The following is a 22,459-nucleotide window of genomic DNA, read 5'->3' as shown; positions in this document are numbered from 1 at the left end:
CCGACTGTGACGCCCCCGCGCCCCGCTCAGGGATCTTGGAGCATTCCTGTGGACAGCCGCCCGGCTGTGGAAAACTCAGCCACTCGGAAGACTGAGTCAGCCACTCGGAAGGTCGAGGTCGCTCTTGTTCAGCTCCTCGATATTCACGTCCTTGAACGTGAGAACCCGTACCTGCTTCACAAAACGGGCCGGGCGGTACATGTCCCAGACCCAGGCGTCGGCCATCGACACCTCGAAGAAGACCTCACCCTGGACCGAGTGCACCTGCATCTCGTAGTCGTTGGTGAGATAGAAGCGGCGCTCGGTCTCGATCACATATTTGAACAGACCGACGACATCGCGGTACTCCCGGTAGAGCTTCAGCTCCATCTCGGTCTCGTACTTCTCGAGGTCCTCGGCGCTCATGGCATGTTCCCCTTCAGCCGTGCGTCCCCCCATTGTGCGTCAGACGCGCTCAGTCTCCAGGATCACCGGTGCACTCGGGGGTCCCTCGACGAGCAGCGTACGCAACAGCTCCGGCAGCCGTGTCGGGTACACCGGCTCGGTGGCCGTGACCAGCTCATCCGCCGTCCACCAGCGCAGACCGGCCACGCTCCGCCGCTCCAGCTCGGTCAGCCCGCCGCCGGCCCGCGCCGGGGTCTGTTGGGTACGACACAGGTAGTACCACTCGTCCTGGTCCCAGCGCCGCCCGGCGAACGGGAAGGAGCAGATCCGCCGCCACAGCAGCGGGCCGAGCCGCACATCGGTGATCCCGGTCTCCTCCGCGAGTTCGCGGAGCGCGGCCTCCTCGCGGCTCTCCTCGCCCTCCAGGCCGCCTCCCGGGGTGAACCACCAGGTGGACGAGGGATCGTCCGGTTCGAAGCCGTGCAGCAGCAAGATCCGGTCCTGCGGATCCAGCAGCACCACCCGGGCGACCTTCCGCAGCCGCCGCTCGTCCGTGCCGGTCGTCCGCTCGGCCCCGTCGGTTCCCTCAGCCACTCGCGGCCACCTTCCCCTTCGCCGCCTGGTCCCGCGGGGCGCCGCCGCCCGCCCTGCGCCGGGCGATCGGCCCATGGGCCGCGCCCGCCAGGATCAGCACCGCGCCCACGATGACCGCGATCAGGATCGGCCCCAGCGGGCCCGGCTGCGAGATCCCGCCCGGCAGCGCCTTGAAGGCGTCGGGCCGCCCCACGGTCCCCCAGGACCCCAGCGGCCAGGCGGTGGCGTCCACCCGGGCGTCCACCGCGCCGCGCTCCACGGCGCCGCCCGCCTCGTCGGTGAGGTGCACCCGCGAGTCCAGGGAGTCGCTGCGGTGGTCGCCCATCAGGAACAGCCGGTTCTTGGGCACGGTGGTGGAGAAGGCCGAGGAGGACGCCTGCTCCCCCGAGCGCAGATACGGTTCCTCAAGGACCTTGCCGTTCACCCGCAGCCGACCCTGCTTGTCACAGCACTCGACCCGGTCGCCGCCGACCCCGATGACCCGCTTCACCATGGGCAGGTCGCCCCACACCTGATCGCGGAAGACCACCACATCGCCGCGGCGCACATCGCCGCCGTCGACCCGCTCCGCCAGCACCCGGGCGCCCTTGCCGATCGTCGGCGTCATGGAGTCGGTGGGGACCGTGTACGGCTTGTAGAGCACCGCGCCCCAGACGAAGCCTCCAAGGAACAGCACACAGCCGACGGCCACCGCCAGCCCGGACAGCACGCTGCCGGGCGTGCGCCGCGGCTTGCCGCCCCCCACCCCTCGGGCTCCGCTCATTTCCAGTGCTCCCGCCGTACGCAACAGACGTAGAAGATCAGGTTCCGTGTGCCCCGGGGCACACGGAACCGCACCTTACCCGGCGGTACGGGCCCCGTCAGCAGTCGGCGGTCAACCGCTCCGGCCGGCTCTCGGCCTCCGTGCGGACCTTGGCGATCAGTCGGCGGCGGCGCCACAGCACGATCGGCAGCGCACCCGCGAACCCCAGGGCGGAGGGGGCCATCGCGGCGGCCGCGCCCAGACCCGGCTGGTCGAAGGTGCCCGGCACCGGCAGGGTGGCCCAGCGGTTGATCGGCCAGGCGATGACGATCGCGCGCCCGACGACATCGTCCACCGAGACCGTGCCGTTGTTCAGGTTCTGGTGGTATCGGGAGTCCAGCGAGTCCTGTCGGTGGTCACCCATCACCCAGATCCGGCCCTCGGGCACCTTGATCGGGCCGAACGGCTTCTCGTCACAGGGGGTGTTCCCGGGGAAGATGTACGGCTCGTCCAGCGGCTTGCCGTTGACCATCACCTTGCCGCCGCGCTTGCAGGAGACGGTGTCCCCGCCGACCGCGATGACCCGCTTGATCAGGTCCTTCTCCTCCGCCGACGGCATCAGCCCGATAAAGCTGAGCGCCTTCTGGATGCCCTCGGCGACCGGGCCGGAGCTCTTGGTCTGCGACTCGCCGAGCCAGCCGCCCGGATCGTGGAAGACGACCACCTCGCCGCGCTCCGGCTCGGAGCCGAACCACGGGGTGAGCTTGTCCACCAGCACCCGGTCGCCCCGCTGGAGGGTGTCCTGCATCGAGTCGGACGGGATCGAGAACGCCTGCACCAGGAAGGTCTTGATCAGCAGCGCCAGGGCCAGCGCGATGATGACCAGGATCGGCAGCTCCTTCCAGAAGGAGCGCACCTTCTTGGGCTTGCCGAGCTTCCCGGGCCCGCCGGGCTTCCCGGGGCCCGGCGTCGACACCCCGCCCCCGGGCCCGGACGGATCAGCCGCGCCGGGACCGTCCTGGGGATCGGAGGGTTCCGGTCCGCCATCGGCTCCGTGTGGGTCCGACGCCCTGGGTGCGGCAGCCGCCCCGTTCGTGGGTGCACCGGCTTCGGGCGCCTCGTCCGCCCCGTCCGTGGGGTGCTCCGCCCCCGTCCCGGGCTGCCTCTCGGGCTCTTCGTGACCGGATCGTGCGCCGACCGCCAAATCCCCCACATCCACTCCTCACGCCTGACTGCCGCCTGCCCCACGAACGGCGCAGGATCACCACTCCCATAACGAGCGGGAGTTCCGCAGGGGTCGGGAGCTGGACCATTCCTTGCTGATCCATGGGGGACAGCCTATGTGCCGATCCCTCGGCCTGTGTCGCCCCACTCGGCGCGTCCTTCACCGAGGCGTAGGTGCCCGGTTCCTCGAGCCGCCGCATGTGCCCGAACGGCCAAGCGATCACCACTGCGCGGCCGACCACCATGTTGTCCGGCACCGTGCCCTGGTACGGCTCGTCCAGATGGACCCGGGAGTCCGCCGAGTTGGACCGGTGATCGCCCATCACGAACATCCGCCCCTGAGGGACCGTCACCTTGAACTGCTTCTGCGACGGCGGATTGCCCGGGTGCAGATACGGTTCGTTCAGCGGCGTTCCGTTGACGGTGACCTTACCGTTCGTATCGCAGCACTCCACGGTGTCGCCGCCCACCGCGACCACCCGCTTGATCAGGTCCTGCTCGTCGGAGGACGGCAGCAGCCCGATGAAGGTCAGGAACTCCTTGCCCTGCTTGATGACCGGCGGGTCCTCCTTGGGCGGCTTCCGCTCGTCGTCCAGCCACCCCCCGGGGTCCTTGAACACCACCACATCGCCGCGCTCCGGCTTCGAGCCGAACCACGGGGTGAACTTGTCCACCAGCACCCGGTCGCCGATCCGGATGGTCTGCTCCATCGAGCCGGACGGAATGACGAACGCCTGCACCAGGAAGGTCTTCAGGACGAGCGCGATCACCAGCGCCACGCCCACCAGGATCGGTATCTCCTTGACGGCCGAACGGCGCCGCCTGCGCTTGATACGACGCTGGATCTTGCGCCGCTCCGCACGCCCGCCCACCCGGCGCTCGCCCGGCGGACGGGGAGTGCCCAGGTCGACGCCGACGGGCGGAGCGGTCTGGCGCGCCCTGGCACGAGGACGCCCGCGCTTACCCATGGGCACCACCGGTGGCAGCGGACGGTATGCGGCCGGGCGCCGCGGGCACGCTCGTGAAGGCGTCCGTCCGGGGTACGCCGGACCAGCGGCCGAACGGCCAGCCGATCCACTCGGCGCGGCCGATCACCTTGTCGACGGGGACCGTGCCCCCGCCCGGGGCGCCCAGATAGTCGCGCGAGTCCCGGGAGGCGTCGCGGTGGTCGCCCATCACCCACAGCCGTCCTTCGGGCACGACGATGTCGAAACGCACCCGCGAGGGGCTGTCCCCGGGGTGCAGATAGTGCTCGTCCACCGGCTGACCGTTCACCTCGATCCTCCCCCGCTCGTCGCAGCAGGTGACCCGGTCACCACCGATGCCCACCACGCGCTTGACGTAGTCGGACTCGGCCGGTTCGGCCAGCCCGACCGCCGCGGCGGCCTTGCGCAGCAGACCCGTCACCGGATTCCCGGATGGCTCCTCCGCACCGAAGGAACCGGCTCCGTCGAACACGACAACGTCGCCGCGGCGCGGATCGTCCCCGAAACGGTAGGCGAGCTTGTTCACAAGGACCCGGTCCCCGGGGCGGAGGGTGCTCTCCATGGAACCGCTGGGGATCAGGAACGGCTGCACCACAAAGCCGCTCACCAGCAGCACGAACGCGGCACAAGCGGTCGCGAGCAGCGCCGCCCGCCGCCAGCGCCCGCCGCCGGTCAGCCAGCCCCAGGCCCGCCTGTGCGGCAGCCGCCCGGCGGCCGGGGGCTCCCCGGTCCGCGCGGAGGCATGCGAAGAGCGCGACCGCCCCTCGCGCTCCTTCTCGGAGCCCGGGGAGCGGTCGCGCTCCGCGAGCTGTCCTTCGGTGTTCATCGGGCCAGAGCCTATCCGGCCCGGCCGGATGATCCGGCGGTAGCTCAGTAGTCGCGCAAAATCGCCGCGATCCAGCCGCGAGCTCAGCTCTCGCGCTTCTCCTTGATCTTGGCGGCCTTGCCGCGGAGGTCGCGCAGGTAGTACAGCTTCGCCCGGCGCACATCACCGCGGGTGACGACCTCGATCTTCTCGACGATCGGGGTGTGCACCGGGAAGGTGCGCTCCACGCCGACGCTGAAGCTCACCTTGCGGACGGTGAAGGTCTCGCGGACACCGGAGCCCTGGCGGCGGATGACGACGCCCTTGAACTGCTGGACACGGGAGCGGTTGCCCTCGATGACGCGGACGTGGACGTTGACCGTGTCGCCGGGGCGGAAGGTCGGGATGTCGCTGCGCAGCGACGCGGAGTCGACGGTGTCGAGCAGGTGAGACATGATCGTCTGCTTTCTTCGCTGATGCCACAGGTCATCAGCGGCATATCGGATGATGATTCGGAGTGCCGCCCTCATCGGGTGGGCGTCGGTCCCCCTGTGGCAGGGGCGCACACCCGGACGTACGGCAGCGGCCTATTCTTCCACGGCTCGGTCCGGCCGCCCAAATCGGGCCCCACCGGTCGCCCCGCCGCTCGCCCCGCTGGTCGTGCCGCCGGTCGTACCACCCGTTCCGGGCAGCTCCTCCCAGCCCAGCTCGGCCAGGAGCGCACGGTCGTGCTTGTCGAGCGTCGCCGGGTCGCAGCGCTCGATCAGATCGGGGCGGTTCTCGCTGGTGCGGCGGAACGCCTCGTCCCGGCGCCAGCGGGCGACCCTGCCGTGGTGGCCGCTGATCAGCACCTCCGGGATGGAGCGGCCGCGCCACTCGGGGGGCTTGGTGTAAACGGGCCCCTCCAGGAGGTCGGCCATCGCGCCGGGGGCGAAGGAGTCGTCGCGGTGCGACTCGGCGTTGCCCAGCACGCCGGGCAGCAGCCGGGCCACCGCCTCGGTGATCACCAGCACCGCGGCCTCGCCGCCGGCCAGGACGTAGTCGCCGATCGAGACCTCGTGGACCTCCAGCCGCTCGCCGTACTCCTCGATCACCCGGCGGTCGATGCCCTCGTAGCGGGCGGGCGCGAACACCAGCCAGGGGCGCTCGGCGAGCTCGACGGCGAGGGCCTGGGTGAACGGACGGCCGCTCGGGGTCGGCACGATCAGTGTGGGCTTGACCAGCCCCTCGGCCTCGCCCGACGCCATGATCGAGTCAAGCGCCTCGCCCCAGGGCTCGGGCTTCATCACCATGCCGGGGCCGCCGCCGTACGGGGTGTCGTCGACCGTGTTGTGCCGGTCGTGCGTCCAGGCGCGCAGATCGTGGACGCGCACGTCGAGCCGGCCGCGGGCGCGGGCCTTGCCGACCAGCGAGACGTTCAGCGGCTCCAGATACTCGGGGAAGATCGTGACGACGTCGAGCCTCATGACGACTCATCCTCACGGCCGCCCGCGGTGTCGCCCTTACGGTTGCCCGCGGGCCCCTCGCCACGGCTGCCCGCGATCTCCGCCTCGGCCTCGTCGAGCAGCCCCGGCGGCGGGTCGATCACGGCGCGCTGCGCCTCCAGATCGATCTCCGGCACGACCTCGGAGACGAACGGGATCAGGGCCTCACCCCCGTCGGGGCGCCTCACCACCAGCAGATCCTGGTACGGCAGATGGGAGATCTCGGAGATCCGCCCGACCTCCGTGCCGTCCACGGTGACCACATCGAGGTCGATCAGCTGATGGTCGTAGAACTCCTCGGGATCCTCGGGGAGTTCCTCCGGGTCGACCTCCGCGATCAGCAGGGTGTTGCGCAGCGCCTCCGCGGCGTTGCGGTCGCGTACGCCGTCGAAGCGCAGCAGCAGCCGGCCACTGTGCACCCGGCCGGACTCGATGGTCAGCGGCCCGGCCGAGGCGGGCTCGGTGGCCAGCACGGCGCCCGGGCCGAGCCGCAGCTCCGGCTCGTCCGTCCGCACCTCGACGGTGACCTCGCCCTTGATGCCATGGGCACGGCCGATCCGCGCGACAACCAACTGCACGATGCGATGTCCCTTCACACACACGGGCCGGGGACGGCCCAAGGCCCTCCCCGGCCCGTGCCGGTGCTCTTCTTGATCGCCTCAGCGGACCTGATCGACGTCGACGAGGTCGACGCGGATCCCACGGCCGCCGATGGCGCCCACGACGGTGCGCAGGGCGCGTGCGGTGCGGCCGTTGCGGCCGATCACCTTGCCGAGGTCATCGGGGTGCACCCGGACCTCCAGCACCCGCCCGCGCCGCAGGTTGCGCGAGGCCACCTGCACCTCGTCGGGGTTGTCGACGATGCCCTTCACCAGGTGCTCGAGGGCCTCCTCGAGCATCCTCAGGCCTCAGTCGACGCGGTGGACTCAGCGGACTCGGCCGCCTCGTCCGACTTCTTGTCGGCCTTCTTCGCCTTCGGGGTGATCGCCTCACCCTTCGGCTCGTCACCGGCGTCCTTGGCGGCCGCCTCGAACAGCGCGCGCTTGTCGGCCTTCGGCTCGGCAACCTTCATCGGGGCCGGGGCGGGCAGACCCTTGAACTGCTGCCAGTCGCCGGTGACCTTCAGGATGGCCAGCACCGGCTCGGTCGGCTGCGCGCCGACCTTCAGCCAGTGCTGCACACGCTCCGAGTCGACCTCGATGCGCGACGGGTTCTGCACCGGGTGGTACAGACCGATCTCCTCGATCGCCCGGCCGTCACGGCGGGTACGGGAGTCGGCGACGACGATGCGGTAGTGGGGCGACCGGATCTTGCCCAGACGCTTCAGCTTGATCTTGACTGCCACGGAAGTGGTGTCTCCTGGTCTTGACGTGGTTGAGCACTGCGACGTGCCGCGTGGGGTTGCGGTACCCGAGTGCCCGATGGACGCGTCAGTCGGAGGAGAGAGGGGTCCTGGTCGACTGTCGAGTACAGCAGACCATTGTGCCACACCGTGACAGGTCAGCCGACCGCGGCCACCGCCTCCGGAATGCGGAACGGCTTCCCGCATCCACCGCACATGATCGGCGCCTGGGCCAGCACCGACGGGACGACGCGGACATTGCGCCCGCAGTCGCACACCGCCTTGACCCGGACCCCGCCACCGGACGAGCCGTGGCGCGCGGCGGGGCCGCGGAAGGTGCGGGAGGTCTCGGCGGTGGTCGCCACGGTGTGCGCCTTGAGTGCGCGCTGGAGGCGTTCGATGGTCGTCCGGTACCGCTTTCTCGCCTCCGGACTGAGGGTGACCAGCGAGAAGCCACTGCTGGGATGCGGCTCCTCGGGGTGGTCAAGACCCAGGTCCTCGGCGATCGCCAGGAACCGGCGGTTGTGGTAGCGGCCGGCGCGTGAGGTGTCACGGACACCGCGGGCAGCGGCGATCCCATGCACTGCCTCATGCAGCAGCCGTTCGAAGGAGAGCTCGGCGCCACATGCGGACGACGATTCTCCGATCAGCGATTCGGGCGCGGCTAGATCCGGCAGCTCGGGGTGGTGCCGTTGAATATCGGCCCACGCCTGTGCCAGCTCTGCGGCGAGAACAGGTGGTGTCGTGCTCACGTCGTGCTAACGAGCGGGACCGGTCCGGTGTTCCGATTCCGGGGCATCCCAAATAATTTGCACGTACCAGTCAGTTCACGGTGATGTACGACGACGAGGGGCGGGTGCGTAGATGTATGGATGAGCCACGCACCGCGCACCAAGCCGGTACGTACCGGTTCAGTAGGCCCTCGCGACGCCGGATCCCGCGACGTCAGTAGGCTCTCGCGACGAACGCGACGTTACCGGGCGCGTCGTCGGCGTCCGGCACCGCCCCGTCCTCGGTGACCAGACACCGGACGGACACGGACCGCTCGGCGAGCGCCGCCTCGCCCTCCGGCCCCAGGTCCGCCCACCGGATGCGGGCCCAGCCGCCCGCGGCCGCGGCCTCGGCGGCCTCCTCCATGGTCGTCACGTCCGTGGTGCGCGCCTTACGGCGCTCACGGGCCTGCCGCAGCAGCAGCGCCTGGTCCTCCTCCAGGACCTTGGGCAGCAGCTCCGGCAGCAGTTCGGCGCGCACCGGCTCCTTGCCGCCGGGGATCCGCCTGGCCACCATCGCGGTGCCGCCCTCCAGGTCGCGCGGGCCGACCTCGACCCGGACCGGCACGCCCTTGAGCTCCCAGTCGACCGCGCGCCGCCCGAAGGGGGTGTCCGTACGGTCGTCGACATGGACCCGCACGCCCGCCGCGGTGAGCAGCTCGCCGATCTCGCGGACCTTGGCGAGCACCGCGTCGTCACCCTTGATCGCCAGCACCACGACCTGGATCGGGGCCAGCCTCGGCGGGATCCGCAGGCCGTTGTCGTCGCCGTGCATCATCACCAGCGAGCCGACCATCCGGGTCGTGCTGCCCCAGGAGGTCTGCCAGACCAGCTCCTGCTCGCCGTCCTTGGACAGATAGCTGGTGTGGAAGGCCCGGGCGAAGTTCTGGCCGAGCTCATGGCTGGTGCCCAGCTGGAGCGCCTTGCCGTCGCCCATCATCCCTTCGAGGGTGAGGGTGTTGAGGGCGCCGGCGAACCGCTCCCGGGCGGTCTTGCGGCCCAGGACCACGTCCATCGCCAGGACGTCCTCCATGAACCGGGCGTAGACCTCGCGGTGGATCCGGGCGGCGAAGGCCCGGGCGTCCTCGTACGACGCGTGCGCGGTGTGGCCCTCCTGCCACAGGAACTCGGTCGTCCGCAGGAACAGCCGCGGCCGCAGCTCCCAACGCACCACATTGGCCCACTGGTTGATCAGCAGCGGCAGATCGCGGTAGCTCTGCACCCACTTGGAGAAGTACTCGTTGACGATCGTCTCGGAGGTGGGCCGCACGACGACCGGCTCCTCGAGCTCCTTACCGCCGCCATGGGTGACGACCGCGAGCTCCGGCGCGAACCCCTCGACGTGATCGGCCTCCTTGGCCAGATACGACTGCGGGATGAAGAGCGGGAAGTACGCGTTCTGGACGCCGACCGCCTTGATGCGGGCGTCCATGTCCTGCTGCATCCGCTCCCACAGCCCGTACCCGTACGGTCGGATCACCATGGTGCCGCGCACCGGCCCGTTGTCGGCCAGTTCGGCCTTGTTGATCACGTCCTGGTACCAGCGGGGGAAGTCCTCCGCCTGGGGGGTGAGCACGGGAGCCTTAGCCATGGCGCCGATCGTACGGCCCGGGGGTACCGAACCGAGAATCGGACCAGAACGAGCCGATCAGTGCCGGCCACCGCCCGCACCGCGCCCACGGCCGTCCGGCGGCCCGGCGGAGGCCAGGGGGCGGTTCGGGGAGCGAGACGTACGCACAGGTGTGCGGGGGCGCACAAAGGGGGTACGCAAGCACGGCCGTGAAACCTCTGGACGCGGGGACGGATGCGGAGTTCCCTGGCATTTGGGGGTGGGACGTCACAACGCACCACGGGGGAAACGCACCACGGGGGATGTGACACCGAATCTGACGACGGCACAGCTCTTCGCTGATTGGGGCCCTTTCGATGACATCTACGCTCGTACGGCGGCACCGCCCGCGCCCCTCCTCGTCGTGGACGACGGACGCCCACGCCCGCGCCCGGGACTGGGCGGAGATCCAGGAGCGGATGCTGGTCCCGCTGTACGAGGCCGTGTACGAACGGCTGGACGTCGGCGCCGGAACGCGTCTGCTGGGCCTGGGCTGCGGCTCCGGACTGGCCCTCCTCATCGCGGCCGCGCGCGGCGCCGCGGTCTGCGGGGTGGACACGGACGAGCGGCGCCTGGACCTCGCGCGGGAGCGGCTGACCGCCGCGGGCGCGCCGGGCGACCGGGCGCGGCCCGCCCGGCTGGGCCTCGGCGGCCCGGAGAGCCCCTGCGTGCGGGAGGCCGCCGCGGACGCGGACTTCACGGTGGTGACCGCCTTCGAGCCGCTGTGCGCTCTGAGCGCGGGAGGCCCCGGTGCGACGGTGTCCGCCGCCGCCTCCACGCTCGCTGCCGCCGCGGCCGGCACCGAGCGCGGCGGGGCCGTGGTGCTCGCCGGATGGGGCCCGCCGGAGCGCTGCGCCACCTCCGGGGTGCTGCGGGTGGGCGCCCGGCTCGCCGATCCCGTGTGCGCCCCCGGCCAACACCGGGAGGTGCCCCCTCCCGCGCGCTGGCAGCTGTGCGGCCGGGACGACCTGGAGGAGCTGGCCGCGCGGGCGGGCCTGCGGCCCGACGGCTCGGGCCGGGTGGCCTGCCCGTTCGGGTACGCCGACATGGACAGCGCGGTGCGCGGACTGCTGTCGACCGGGCTCTTCGACGCGGCGGAGCGGGCCACGGATCCGACCCAGGTCCGTAAGGAGGTCACCGAGGCGCTGCATCCGTATCAGCGGGCGGACGGCACGGTGTGGATGCCGAACGTCTTCCGCTATCTGATCTGCCGCGTCTGAACCGGGCCATCGCGTAAGGCCCCTGGCGGTGTGCGCAGGGGCCTTACGGTTCGCTCGTACGGGGGCGGCTCGTGAGCCGGGGCTGCTCGAGTGCCGGGGCCGCTCGGGGGCCGGGGCCGCTCGTGAGCCGGGGCGGCTCGGAGGCCGGGGCGGCTCAGCCCATGAACTTCTTGAACTCGTCGGGGAGTTCGAAGTCCTGACCGCTCTGGTCGCCGTTGGGCAGCCCGAACGCGCCGCCCTGCTCGCGGCGCGCCGCGGCGGCCTGCTCCTCGGCCTTGCGCTTCATGGGGTTTCCCGAGCGCTGCTTGCCCTTGGCCTTCTTCTGCTGCTTGCCCTTGCGCTTGTTGCCGCCGCCCATGCCCGGCATGCCCGGCATCCCGGGCATCCCCGGGATGCCGCCTCCCTGGGCCATCTTCGACATCATCTTGCGCGCGTCGAAGAACCGCTCCACCAGGTTCTTGACCGCGCTCACCTCGACGCCGGAACCGCGGGCGATACGGGCGCGGCGCGAGCCGTTGATGATCGTGGGGTCCTGGCGCTCGCCAGGGGTCATCGACTTGATGATGGCGGCGGTGCGGTCCACATCCCGCTCGTCCAGGTTGTTGATCTGGTCCTTCATCTGGCCCATGCCCGGCAGCATGCCGAGCAGCTTGGAGATGGAGCCCATCTTGCGGACCTGCTCCATCTGCGCCAGGAAGTCGTCGAGCGTGAACTCCTTGGGGCCCTTCGCCAGCTTGGCCGCCATCTTCTCGGCCTCTTGCTGGCTGAAGGTCTGCTCGGCCTTCTCGATCAGGCTGAGCATGTCGCCCATGCCGAGGATGCGGGACGCCATGCGGTCCGGGTGGAACGCGTCGAAGTCGTCCAGCTTCTCGCCGTTGGAGGCGAACATGATCTGGCGGCCGGTGACATGCGCGATGGACAGCGCGGCACCGCCGCGCGCGTCGCCGTCCAGCTTGGAGAGCACCACACCGTCGAAGCCGACGCCGTCGCGGAACGCCTCCGCGGTGTTCACCGCGTCCTGGCCGATCATCGCGTCGACGACGAAGAGGACCTCGTCCGGGCGGACCGCGTCGCGGATGTCGGCGGCCTGCCGCATCAGCTCCTCGTCGATACCGAGGCGGCCCGCGGTGTCGACGATCACGACGTCGTGCTGCTTGGTGCGGGCGAACTCGATCGAATCCTGCGCCACCTTGACCGGGTCGCCGACGCCGTTGCCCGGCTCGGGGGCGAAGACGGCCACTCCGGCCCGCTCCGCGACCACCGAGAGCTGGTTGACGGCATTGGGGCGCTGGAGGTCACAGGCGACGAGCAGCGGGGTGTGTCCCTGGCCCTTCAGCCAGCGGCCGAGCTTTCCGGCGAGCGTGGTCTTACCGGCGCCCTGTAGACCCGCGAGCATGATCACGGTCGGCGGCTGCTTGGCGAAGCGGAGGCGCCGGGCGTCGCCGCCGAGGATGCCGATGAGCTCCTCGTTGACGATCTTGATGACCTGCTGGGCGGGGTTGAGCGCCTGGGAGACCTCCGCGCCGAGGCTGCGCTCCTTGACCTGCTTGATGAACGCCCGGACGACGGGCAGCGCCACGTCGGCTTCGAGCAGGGCGATCCGGATCTCGCGTGCCGTGGCGTCGATGTCCGCCTCGCTGAGGCGTCCCTTGCCCCGGAGGTTCTTGAAAGTCGCTGCGAGGCGATCGGAGAGGGTATCGAACACGGTGGTCGCGAATCCTTCGGTCGGATGTCGGGTCGGTGGTCGGCCTCCAAGGGTATCCGCCCGTCGCACGAACGGTCTGCCCCCGGGTTTGCGGCGCGACTGTTGTTCCGGGGGCTCCGCCCCCGTGCCCCCGCCGGGGCTCCGCCCCGGACCCCGCTCCTCAAGCGCCGGAGGGGCTGGTAGGTGGGGCCGATCCGCCCCCTCCGGCGACGCCGGCCCGAGGGGGCTCAGCCCTCGCTCCTCAAACGCCGGAGGGGCTGGGAAGTGGGCTTGGCCACCCCCTCGGGCCACGGTGGGCCGAGCGAGCCTCAGCTCCCGGCCCCGCTCCTCAAACGCCGGAGGGGCTGGGAAGCAGGGCGATCCGCCCCTCGGGCCACGGTGGGTCGAGCGGAGACTCAGCCCCAGAGGCTGGGGTAAGCCCCGCCGGAGAGGCCGGGATGGGCCCGGATGAGCTGAATCGTGCTCAAGCGCCAGGTGTGCTCGTCAGCGCTCGCTCGACTTCCTGGGCCACCTCGGCCGCGTGCATGGGCTTCAGCGGGGCGCCGGAGTCGTCTGTGACATAGAACGCGTCCACCGCGTTGGCGCCGAGGGTGGAGACGTGGGCGCTGCGGACCGCGACGCCGGCGTGTTCCAGGGCGCGGCCGATGCGGTGCAGCAGGCCGGGGGCGTCCTGGGCGCGGACCTCGATCACGGTGGCGAGCTGGGAGCTGCCGGGGGCGACCGTGACCCGGGGTGGTGGGGCGTGCACCCCGCGGCGGCGGGGGTACTTGCGGTAGGCGGCCTCGCGCTCGGCGAGGCGGGCGACGATGTCGAGCGAGCCGTCCAGGGCGCGGAGCAGGTCGTTCCGGAGCCGGGCGGCCTGGGGCAGCGAGCCGTACTCGGCCGCCACCCGCCAGCTCAGCAGCAGCACCCCACCCACGGCGCCCGCCGCGTCCAGCTCCGACGGCAGCTCGACGGCGCGCAGGTCCGCCGCGCGCACCGTAAGGCGGTGCAGGGCCAGGACGCCGGCCGCCGTGGCGAGGACGCCGGGCTGGTCGGGGACGGCGATGAGAAGTTCCACGCCGATCGGCTCGGGGCCGGTGGCCCCCTCCTCCGGCGGCCCTTCGGTGACGTCCGTAAGGAGGCCCGTTTCGCCCGGCGGCAGCGCCTCGGAGCGTGCGTGCAGGGCCAGCACCGGGCCGCCGGTGCGCCATGCCTCGACCGCGAGGCGCTCCTGCTCGGCCGTGGTGTGCTGCGGGGTGGACCAGTCGTCCGCGGGTTCGCCGGCGAGCACCGCCGAGACCCGCTTGACCAGGTCGGCGACGAGGGAGCCGCGCCAGGCGCTCCAGGCCGCGGGGCCGGTGGCGAGGGCGTCGGCCTCGGTGAGGGCGTGCAGCAGTTCCAGGGTGGTGGCGCTGCCGACGGCCTCGGCGACCGACCGCACCGTGGCCGGGTCGTCCAGGTCGCGGCGGGTGGCGGTCTCGACGAGCAGCAGATGGTGGCGTACGAGGGTGGCGAGGACCGCGACGTCCGCGCGGTCGAAGCCGATACGGGCGGCGACGTCGCGGGCGATGGTCTCGCCGGCCACCGAGTGGTCGCCGGGCCAGCCCTTGCCGATGTCGTGCAGCAGCGCGGCGATCAGCAGCAGATCGGGGCGGCCGACCCGGCGGCTGAGGGCGCTGGCCCGGACCGCGGTCTCGACCAGGTGCCGGTCCACGGTCCAGCGGTGGACGGGGTTGCGCTGCGGACGGCAGCGCACCCGCTCCCAGTCCGGCAGCAGCCGGGTGATCAGCCCCTCGGCCTCCAGGGCCTCCCACACTCCGACGGTGGACTCGCCCGCGCCCAGCAGCGTGATCAGCTGCTCCCTGGCCTCGGGCGGCCACGGCACGGGCAGCGGCCGGGCGGCGGCGGTCAGCCGCCTTACGGCGTGCGGGGACAGCGGCAGTCCGGCCTGGGCGGCGGCCGCGGCGGCCCGCAGAGGGAGCACGGGGTCGCGGTCGGGGCGCGCGGCGCGGGCCAGCACCACCTCGCCGTCCTGCTCCACCACGCCCTCGGCGAGCGGGCTGCGCTCCCCCGCGTCCGCGCCGCTTCCGGCGCCCCCGCGCCCGCCGCGGCCGCCGAGGAGGGCGCGCAGCCGGGGCCGGGCGGCCGAGCGGGCGCGCAGCACCCGTTCGACCTCGCGCCAGGTGACATCGGAGGCGTAGGAGATGATCCGGGCGGATTCGTAGATCTGACGCAGCAGGGCGTCGGCGTCCAGCAGCCCGAGGGCGCCCGCGACCTGGTCCTGCTCCTGGAGCGCGAGGCGGTCGGTGGCGCGGCCGGTGGACAGATGGAGCGCGTCGCGGGCGTCCAGCAGCCGCCGCCGCGCGTCGTCGAGGCCCTCGCGCGGGGCGTCGGCGAGCCAGGAGGCGGCGATGGCGCGCAGCGCGGTGGCGTCGCGGAGCCCGCCGCGGGCCTCCTTCAGATCGGGTTCGAGCAGGAACTGGAGCTCTCCGTGGCGCTCGGCGCGCTCCTGGCACAGCGCGTGGAGCTCGGGCAGCCGCCGCGGGGCCTGGGCGCGCCAGTCGGAGAGGACGGTGGTGCGCAGATCGGCGGTGAGCGCGGCGTCGCCCGCGATGTGGCGGGCGTCGAGCAGGCCGAGCTGGACCTTCAGATCCTCAGCCGCGGTTCCGCGGGCCTCGTCGGGGGTGCGCACGGAGTGGTCGAGGGCGAGGCCCATGTCCCAGACGGGGTACCAGATGTGGTCGGCGAGCGCGGCGAGGGCCGAACGGTCGGCGGAGCCGTCGTGCAGCAGCAGCACATCGAGGTCGCTGCGCGGGGAGAGTTCGCCGCGTCCGTAGCCGCCGACGGCCACCAGGGCGACGCCCCGCTCGATCCCGGCGGTCTCCGCACCGCCGGTGAGCAGGGCGGCCAGCCACTGGTCGGTGAGGTCGGCCAGGGCGGTGCGGCGCGGCGGCCCGGACCGCGACCCCTCCTGGAGGAGTCGCAGCCGCGCCGCCGCGTAGCCGCCGGGCCCCGAGTCGGTGGTGTGGGTCGTGGTCTCGAGGCTGTCCGTCAACTCGGCTCCCTGTCCGCGTGCCACTGGTGGTCCGGAGGGGTCAGAGGGCGTCCGGGCCGCGCTCCCCGGTGCGGACGCGGACCGCGGTCTCCACAGGGACGCTCCAGACCTTGCCGTCCCCGATCTTTCCGGTGCGGGCGGCCTTGACCACGACATCGACGAGGTCATCGGCGTCCTCGTCCTCGACCAGGACCTCGATGCGCACCTTGGGCACCAGGTCGACGGTGTACTCCGCGCCCCGGTAGACCTCGGTGTGGCCGCGCTGACGGCCGTAGCCGCTGGCCTCGGTGACGGTCAGGCCCTGGACGCCGAACGCCTGGAGGGCTTCCTTGATCTCGTCGAGCCGGTGCGGCTTCACTACTGCGGTGATGAGCTTCACGCGTCCACCTTCTTGTTGTGCGGCTTCTGCGGCGCGGACGCGCCAGCCTGGCCGGCGGGCACCGTACTACGCGGGGATCCGCCGACCGCGCTGAAGTCGTAGGCGGTCTCGGCGTGGAACGCCTGGTCGACGCCGCCGAGCTCGTCGTCCTCACTGGCCCGGAAGCCGATGGTGACGTGGATGATCTTGGCCAGGATCCAGGAGACCGCGAAGGAGTAGAGCAGCACCGTGAAGGCGCCGAGTGCCTGCTTGCCCAGCTGGGTCACGCCGCCGACACCGTCGGTGGCCAGGACGCCGACCAGGAGGGTGCCGATGAGACCGCCGACCAGGTGCACTCCGACCACGTCGAGCGAGTCGTCGTAGCCCAGCTTGTACTTGAGGCTGACGGCCCAGGAGCAGACGACTCCGGCCACCAGGCCGATCACGATGGCGCCCCAGGCGTTGACCGCCGCGCCGGAGGGGGTGATGGCGACCAGGCCCGCGACCGCGCCGGAGGCGGCGCCCAGGGTGGTGAACGCGCCGTGCCGGATCCGCTCGTAGGCGAGCCAGCCGAGCATGGCGACGCCGGTGGCGATCTGGGTGTTGAAGGCCATGTTGGCGGCGGTTCCGTTGGCGGCGAGGGCGGAGCCGGCGTTGAAGCCGAACCAGCCGAACCACAGCAGACCGGAGCCGAGCATCACCAGCGGCAGGTTGTGCGGGCGCATCGGGTCCTTCTTGAAGCCGATGCGCTTGCCGAGCACCAGGGCCACCGCGAGGCCCGCGGCGCCCGCGTTGATGTGGACCGCCGTGCCGCCCGCGAAGTCGATGACCTCCTTCTTGAACAGCCAGCCGTCGGCCTGCCAGACCCAGTGCGCGACCGGGAAGTAGACGACCGTGGACCATACGGCGATGAAGAGCGTCCAGGCGCCGAACTTGACGCGGTCGGCGACGGCTCCGCTGATCAGCGCGGGGGTGATCACCGCGAACATCAGCTGGAAGAGCGCGAAGGCCAGGACCGGGATCGCGTCCGGCTTCTCGCCCCACAGCGAGGTCGGCTCGATGCCCTTGAATCCGATGTGGTCGAGATTGCCCAGCAGCCCGCCGCCGACGTCATCGCCGAAGGTGAGCGAGTAGCCGAACAGCACCCACAGCAGCGAGACGACGCCGAGCGAGATGAAGGACATCATCAGCATGTTCAGGGCGCTCTTCACCCGCACCATGCCGCCGTAGAAGAAGGCCAGGCCGGGGGTCATCAGCATCACGAGCGCGGCGCTGATCAAGACGAACGCTGTATTTGCGCCATTCAATGTGGACGTCTCCTCGAAGCGACGGCCCGTGCGGGCAGGACATCGGTGGGCCGGTATTCGCCTCGAGGTTGGCCCAGCGCCGTTTCAGCCAATGCCGCCCGATGTTTCACCGCAGTGACGAAGGGCGCGGGAGTGTTACGTGGCGGTGAACCGCGGTGGGCGGGCCGGAGCCCTCCGTTACGGTGTCGCGATCATCGCCGGGGCCGCTCAGACGGCCTGGCCGGGACCCGTCGTCTCGGGGGTGTCGGGCATCAGGGTGGCCAGCCGCTCACTGAGATCGGTGATCTCCGGCACGTCGCCGAACTGGCGCACCGCCGTGTCCACGGTCTTGCGCAGCCGGTTGTTGACCCGCTCCGAGCGCACCCGCTTGGCGAGCGGCAGCGCCTCGCGGGCGACCGCGGCGGCCTGCTCGGGCTGCTTTTGAAGAAGGTGGACGGTGGCCATGCCGATCAGGTTGAGCGCATACGAACGCTGGGGGCCGGACTCGTTCTCGGTCTCCTGGCCGAAGAGCTGCACGGCCTTGCGCATCACCGGGTCGGCCATCTTGGCGTAGGTGGGGCTGCGGCCGGCCACATAGGCGAGATCGCGGTAGGAGTGGGCGTTCTCCGCGTTGAGCTCGGCCTCGGAGAAGAAGCGGATCCAGTCCGGGTCGCCGTCGCCCCCGGCGCAATCGGCGAAGGTGTCCTCGGCCATCTTCACCGCGCGGTGGCACTTGCTGGGCTGGCCCATATTGGCGTAGGCGCGGGCCTCCATCGCATACAGCATGGCCTGGGTGCGCGGCGTGGCGTTCTCCCGGCTGCCGTACTGCGCGAGGTGGATCAGCTCCAGCGCGTCATCGGGCCGCCCGACATGGATCATCTGGCGGCTCATGCTGGAGAGGACATACGAGCCGAGGGGGCGGTCGCCGGACTCCTTGGCGGCGTGGAGTGCGAGCACGAAGTACTTCTGCGCGGTGGGCTGGAGTCCGATGTCATAGCTCATCCACCCGGCCAGCTGGGCGAGCTCGCCCGCGACCTTGAACAGCCGCCGGGAGACCGCGTCCGGATGCGGCTCCTGGAGCAAATCGGTGACCTCGTGCAGCTGGCCGACCACCGCCTTGCGGCGCAGCCCGCCCCCGCACTGGGCGTCCCAGGCGCGGAACATCACGATGGTGGACTCCAGCAGCTCCAGCTCGGGCTCGGAGAGCCGGGAGACCCGGCGCGCGCGCCCGCCGTCGGCCGCCCTGGCGCCGCCGGACTGTCCGCTCGTCGAGGGCACCAGCCAGCGCTGCATGGGCTCGATGAGGGCGGGGCCCGCGGACAGCGAGAGCGAGGTGCCGAGGAAGCCGCGGCGGGCCAGCATCAGATCGCTGCGGGAGAACTCGCCGATCAGCGCGACCGTTTCGGGCCCGGCCCAGGGCAGGTCCACCCCGGATACGGACGGTGACCGGTGGACGGCGCGCAGCCCGAGGTCCTCGATGCCGACCACACAGCCGAAGCGCTCGGAGAAAAGCTCGGAGAGGATCTGCGGAATCGGCTCACGGGGCTGCTCGCCGTCCAGCCAGCGGCGCACCCGCGAGGTGTCCGTGCTGATGTGATGAGCGCCTAACTGCCGTGCTCTGCGGTTCACTTGGCGCGCCAGCTCCCCCTTCGACCAGCCGCTGCGCACGAACCACGACCCCAATTGCGCATTGGGGCGCTTCCCAGCACCGCCGCCGCCGTCGTCCACCCGGAACGCCCCCATCCCACGAATCTTCCCGAACCGCCACCAGAATGCCTTCTGTCACGGTCAGTTGTCCCCGGGATGCGGCGCATCAACCGTCCGGACGGGGAACCGCCTCATGCCAGTGGCATGTACCGATCCGTACTCCGCCCGCCGTCAGCTCGCATTCGAGCGAGCGCCGCTTCCAGGGACCGTGCACTGAAAGTAATCCTACGATCACGCCTCCGGCGAGGCGGTTCCCGAAAACGCCACCATTCGCCACCCCTTCGAATGAACCCGGTTGCCGTTTCCCACGATTCACTTGACACCGAGGCGACGGGAAGAGGTGAAGGGGTGCACGTGGGGGCGCGCGGGTCGCGTCTCACCACCTCCGTCACATCGGAGCGCACACCGCCGCACCTCATCGGCGACGGAGCGTCATCGCGGCGCTCCGACTCGTAACCATCGAGAGCGGGACCCGTTGGAGGGGGCATGGGCTTCACGATCGGCGGCATCCGGGACATGCGGTCCGGCTCACGGCGCCGCGGCCGTACGTCCGAGTCCACGACGGTGGCGGAGTACACCGGGCTGTGGGGCTGGGACGTGGTGCCGGGCGCACGGGCGGCACGGGGCTCGGGGGGCGGCAGAAACGAATGTTCATGCGGTGACCGGGACTGTCCCTCCCCCGGGGCGCATCCGCTCGCCTTCGCCCCGGGCGTCCCGGCAGGCGCCACCCTGGACGCCGCCGCGGCCGCGTGGGAGCGGGTCCCGGGGGCGGCCGTACTGCTGCCCGTGGGCCGCTCGTTCGACGTCCTGGAGGTCTCGGAGTACGCGGGCGGACACGCGCTGGTCCGGCTGGAGCGGATGGGGCTGCCCCTCGGCCCGGTGGCCGCCACCCCGCACGGGCGCGCCCAGTTCTTCGTCGCCCCCGGCGCCGCCGCCGAACTTCCCGAGCTGCTGTACCGCATGGGGTGGGACGACGCCGACCTCGATCTGCGCTGCCTGGGCGCGGGCGACCACATCACCGCCCCGCCCTCGGACCTCGGCGGGCTAGGACCGGTCCGCTGGCTGCGCCCGCCGACCCTCGACACCGCGGGCCGCCCGCCGCACGCCCGGCTGGTGCTGGGGACGCTGGCCTATGTGAGCCACCGGGCCGGGGGCTGATTCCCCGCGGTCCGGTCATTACGCGAAACGCCGGACGGGCCGGGAGTTCATCCCCGGCCCGTCCGGCGCGATACGGGTGATCCCCCCATCACCGGCCTCAGCCGCCGATCAGCGCGTCGACGAACGCCTCCGGCTCGAACGGCGCGAGATCGTCCGCGCCCTCGCCCAGGCCCACCAGCTTGACCGGGACGTTCAGCTCGCGCTGGACCGCCACCACGATGCCGCCCTTGGCGGTGCCGTCCAGCTTCGTCAGCACGATGCCGGTGATGTCCACCACCTCGGCGAACACCCGCGCCTGCACCAGGCCGTTCTGCCCGGTCGTGGCGTCCAGGACCAGCAGTACCTCGTCCACCGCGCCGTGCTTCTCCACGACCCGCTTGACCTTGCCCAGCTCGTCCATCAGACCGGTCTTGGTGTGCAGCCGCCCGGCGGTGTCGATCAGGACGACATCCGCGCTCTCGGCGATGCCCTCCTTCACCGCGTCGAAGGCGACCGACGCCGGATCGCCGGCCTCCGGCCCCCGGACCGTACGGGCGCCGACCCGCTCGCCCCAGGTCTGGAGCTGATCGGCGGCCGCGGCGCGGAAGGTGTCGGCCGCGCCGAGCACGACCGACTTGCCATCGGCCACGAGCACCCGGGCCAGCTTGCCGGTCGTGGTCGTCTTACCGGTGCCATTGACTCCGACGACCATGACGACACCGGGCTTCTCCTCACCGTTCGCGCCCACACCGCTCTCGGTGTGCACCGAACGGTCGGCCTCGGTGCCGATGAGGTGCAGCAGCTCCTCGCGCAGCAGACCGCGCAGCTCGTCGGGCGTACGGGTGCCGAGCACCTTCACGCGCTCCCGCAGCCGCTCGACCAGCTCCTGGGTCGGCGCCACACCGACGTCCGCGGTCAGCAGCGTGTCCTCGACCTCCTCCCAGGTCTCGTCGTCGAGGTGCTCCCGGGACAGCAGCGTCAGCAGGCCCTTGCCCAGAGTGTTCTGGGAGCGGGACAGCCGGGCGCGCAGCCGGACCAGCCGGCCGGCGGTCGGCTCCGGGACCTCGATCGGCGGGGCCTCGGGCGCGGGTGCCTCCGCGGTCGCGGCCGGGGCCCCGGCGCCCGGGAGATCCACCTCCTCGATGGTTCTGCGTGGTTCCTCACGCGGGGTTTCGGCCTCCTCACCGACGTGCGGTTCGGCGGGCGGCGCGGTGACGGTGGGGCTGCTCGGCGGGGGCGGGGGCAGCCGCTTCTTCTTGCGGCCGCTGATCACGAGCCCGCTGATCGCGGCGACCGCGACCACAGCGATGACTACGGCAAGGATGAGGTATTCCATAACGCCCCCCAGTATCAGCCACGAGGGGGAGCGAGTCATTCGCCTCCCAGCCCGGCCTGCCGGGCGCGCACAATCGCCTGGGCGCGGTCGCGCACCTGGAGCTTGGCGAAGATCGATCCGACGTGATTGCGCACCGTCTTGTCCGTCACCACCAGCCGCTGGGCGATCTGGCGATAGCCGAGCCCGGCCGCGAGCAGATCCAGCACCTCCAGCTCCCGGGCGGTCAGCGTCGGGAACGCCTCCTTCGCGGACGCCGAACCCGACGCGCCGACCAGTGCCCCGAGCCGCTCGGCCATCCGCGGGCTGAAGACCGCGCCGCCGCGCGCCACGGTGTGCAGCGCCCGCAGGATCTCGTCCCGGCCCGCGCCCTTGAGCAGATAGCCGCGGGCCCCGGCGCGCAGGGCGGCCAGCAGGCTGTCGTCGTCCTCCGACATCGTCATGACCAGCACCCGGACCTCGGGGTGATCGCACAGGATCCGCCGGGTCGCCTCCAGCCCGGACCGGCCCGGCAGCGCGAGATCCATCATCACCAGATCCGGGCCGGTGCGCACGGCCTCGGCCATCGCCCCGTCCGCGCAGGCCGCCTGGCCGACGACGGTGAACGCGTCATCGAGATTGACGGCGGCGGCCAGCCCCTCCCGAAAGAGGGGATGATCGTCCACCAGCAGCACTCTCCACTGCGACACGCTTCGCTCGCACCTTTCTTTTTTGAGGCCCGGTTCGCCTCCGGGGC

Annotated in this window: 21 protein-coding genes and 1 pseudogene; 2 read left to right on the top strand and 20 right to left on the bottom strand. The window is 71.6% G+C overall.

Annotated elements, in window-relative coordinates:
* Positions 1–96: 96 nt before the first annotated feature.
* The 13 genes and pseudogenes from ACJX2R_RS35870 to proS form a co-directional block, all read right to left on the bottom strand.
* Positions 97–405, bottom strand: a complete 309-nt coding sequence (locus ACJX2R_RS35870; protein ID WP_004944840.1) for a DUF2469 domain-containing protein — start codon at positions 403–405, stop codon at positions 97–99.
* Between the two features lie 39 nt (positions 406–444).
* The gene (locus tag ACJX2R_RS35865) at positions 445–978 is read right to left on the bottom strand and encodes an NUDIX hydrolase (RefSeq protein ID WP_413103473.1); all 534 of its coding nucleotides are present in this window, start codon (positions 976–978) and stop codon (positions 445–447) included.
* A complete protein-coding gene (gene lepB / locus ACJX2R_RS35860; protein ID WP_413103472.1) occupies positions 971–1,741 on the bottom strand; it encodes a signal peptidase I in 771 nt (256 codons plus the stop codon). The genes ACJX2R_RS35865 and lepB (ACJX2R_RS35860) overlap by 8 nt, the downstream gene beginning before the upstream one ends.
* A gap of 97 nt (positions 1,742–1,838) precedes the next feature.
* Positions 1,839–2,924 carry a signal peptidase I gene (gene lepB / locus ACJX2R_RS35855; protein ID WP_413106021.1) on the bottom strand — a complete coding sequence of 362 codons (1,086 nt, stop codon included), beginning with the start codon at positions 2,922–2,924 and terminating at the stop codon, positions 1,839–1,841.
* Positions 2,872–3,912 (bottom strand): annotated as a pseudogene (lepB, locus tag ACJX2R_RS35850) (signal peptidase I); the annotation flags it as partial. The pseudogene lepB (ACJX2R_RS35850) and the gene lepB (ACJX2R_RS35855), both read right to left, overlap by 53 nt.
* On the bottom strand, positions 3,905–4,756 hold the full coding sequence (lepB, locus tag ACJX2R_RS35845) for a signal peptidase I (RefSeq protein ID WP_413103471.1): 852 nt from the start codon (positions 4,754–4,756) through the stop codon (positions 3,905–3,907). The gene lepB (ACJX2R_RS35845) and the pseudogene lepB (ACJX2R_RS35850), both read right to left, overlap by 8 nt.
* 83 nt (positions 4,757–4,839) lie before the next feature.
* A complete protein-coding gene (gene rplS, locus ACJX2R_RS35840) occupies positions 4,840–5,190 on the bottom strand; it encodes a 50S ribosomal protein L19 (RefSeq protein ID WP_020868146.1) in 351 nt (116 codons plus the stop codon).
* Between the two features lie 132 nt (positions 5,191–5,322).
* Positions 5,323–6,201: a tRNA (guanosine(37)-N1)-methyltransferase TrmD gene (trmD, locus tag ACJX2R_RS35835; protein WP_413103470.1), complete on the bottom strand. Its 879-nt coding sequence runs from the start codon at positions 6,199–6,201 to the stop codon at positions 5,323–5,325.
* Complete coding sequence (gene rimM / locus ACJX2R_RS35830) at positions 6,198–6,797, bottom strand: ribosome maturation factor RimM (RefSeq protein WP_413103469.1); 600 nt, start codon at positions 6,795–6,797, stop codon at positions 6,198–6,200. The genes trmD and rimM overlap by 4 nt, the downstream gene beginning before the upstream one ends.
* A gap of 81 nt (positions 6,798–6,878) precedes the next feature.
* Positions 6,879–7,118 carry an RNA-binding protein gene (locus tag ACJX2R_RS35825; RefSeq protein ID WP_020868149.1) on the bottom strand — a complete coding sequence of 80 codons (240 nt, stop codon included), beginning with the start codon at positions 7,116–7,118 and terminating at the stop codon, positions 6,879–6,881.
* Positions 7,119–7,120: 2 nt separating this feature from the next.
* Positions 7,121–7,564 (bottom strand): 30S ribosomal protein S16, encoded by a 444-nt coding sequence (gene rpsP / locus ACJX2R_RS35820; RefSeq protein WP_069866434.1) that lies wholly within the window; start codon positions 7,562–7,564, stop codon positions 7,121–7,123.
* A 155-nt stretch (positions 7,565–7,719) separates the two neighbouring features.
* The gene (locus ACJX2R_RS35815) at positions 7,720–8,313 is read right to left on the bottom strand and encodes a hypothetical protein (RefSeq protein WP_262703903.1); all 594 of its coding nucleotides are present in this window, start codon (positions 8,311–8,313) and stop codon (positions 7,720–7,722) included.
* Between the two features lie 193 nt (positions 8,314–8,506).
* Complete coding sequence (gene proS / locus ACJX2R_RS35810; RefSeq protein ID WP_413103468.1) at positions 8,507–9,922, bottom strand: proline--tRNA ligase; 1,416 nt, start codon at positions 9,920–9,922, stop codon at positions 8,507–8,509.
* Between the two features lie 335 nt (positions 9,923–10,257).
* Here proS and ACJX2R_RS35805 point away from each other — a divergent pair, with 335 nt between their 5' ends.
* Positions 10,258–11,160 carry a methyltransferase domain-containing protein gene (locus ACJX2R_RS35805; RefSeq protein ID WP_413103467.1) on the top strand — a complete coding sequence of 301 codons (903 nt, stop codon included), beginning with the start codon at positions 10,258–10,260 and terminating at the stop codon, positions 11,158–11,160.
* A gap of 154 nt (positions 11,161–11,314) precedes the next feature.
* Here the strand turns inward: ACJX2R_RS35805 and ffh are convergent, their stop codons facing one another.
* The 5 genes from ffh to ACJX2R_RS35780 form a co-directional block, all read right to left on the bottom strand.
* Positions 11,315–12,865, bottom strand: a complete 1,551-nt coding sequence (gene ffh, locus ACJX2R_RS35800; protein ID WP_413103466.1) for a signal recognition particle protein — start codon at positions 12,863–12,865, stop codon at positions 11,315–11,317.
* A gap of 463 nt (positions 12,866–13,328) precedes the next feature.
* Positions 13,329–15,902: a [protein-PII] uridylyltransferase gene (locus ACJX2R_RS35795; RefSeq protein WP_413103465.1), complete on the bottom strand. Its 2,574-nt coding sequence runs from the start codon at positions 15,900–15,902 to the stop codon at positions 13,329–13,331.
* A gap of 40 nt (positions 15,903–15,942) precedes the next feature.
* Positions 15,943–16,281 (bottom strand): P-II family nitrogen regulator, encoded by a 339-nt coding sequence (locus ACJX2R_RS35790; RefSeq protein ID WP_014055184.1) that lies wholly within the window; start codon positions 16,279–16,281, stop codon positions 15,943–15,945.
* A complete protein-coding gene (locus ACJX2R_RS35785) occupies positions 16,278–17,567 on the bottom strand; it encodes an ammonium transporter (RefSeq protein ID WP_262703898.1) in 1,290 nt (429 codons plus the stop codon). Before ACJX2R_RS35785 ends, ACJX2R_RS35790 begins: the two co-directional genes overlap by 4 nt.
* 207 nt (positions 17,568–17,774) lie before the next feature.
* Positions 17,775–19,289 (bottom strand): hypothetical protein, encoded by a 1,515-nt coding sequence (locus ACJX2R_RS35780; RefSeq protein ID WP_413103464.1) that lies wholly within the window; start codon positions 19,287–19,289, stop codon positions 17,775–17,777.
* 450 nt (positions 19,290–19,739) lie between these two features.
* On the opposite strand from ACJX2R_RS35780, the gene ACJX2R_RS35775 reads away from it, so the two are divergent.
* Positions 19,740–20,411 carry a bifunctional DNA primase/polymerase gene (locus ACJX2R_RS35775; protein ID WP_413103463.1) on the top strand — a complete coding sequence of 224 codons (672 nt, stop codon included), beginning with the start codon at positions 19,740–19,742 and terminating at the stop codon, positions 20,409–20,411.
* 97 nt (positions 20,412–20,508) lie between these two features.
* Here ACJX2R_RS35775 and ftsY read toward each other — a convergent pair whose 3' ends face one another.
* Positions 20,509–21,726, bottom strand: a complete 1,218-nt coding sequence (ftsY, locus tag ACJX2R_RS35770; RefSeq protein WP_262703895.1) for a signal recognition particle-docking protein FtsY — start codon at positions 21,724–21,726, stop codon at positions 20,509–20,511.
* Between the two features lie 35 nt (positions 21,727–21,761).
* The gene (locus ACJX2R_RS35765; protein ID WP_413103462.1) at positions 21,762–22,412 is read right to left on the bottom strand and encodes a response regulator; all 651 of its coding nucleotides are present in this window, start codon (positions 22,410–22,412) and stop codon (positions 21,762–21,764) included.
* Between the last annotated feature and the right edge of the window lie 47 nt (positions 22,413–22,459).

This window comes from Streptomyces sp. Inha503 (genome assembly GCF_047215865.1).
Classification (GTDB): domain Bacteria; phylum Actinomycetota; class Actinomycetes; order Streptomycetales; family Streptomycetaceae; genus Streptomyces; species Streptomyces lycopersici.
This window is presented reverse-complemented; position numbering and strand designations above follow the sequence as displayed.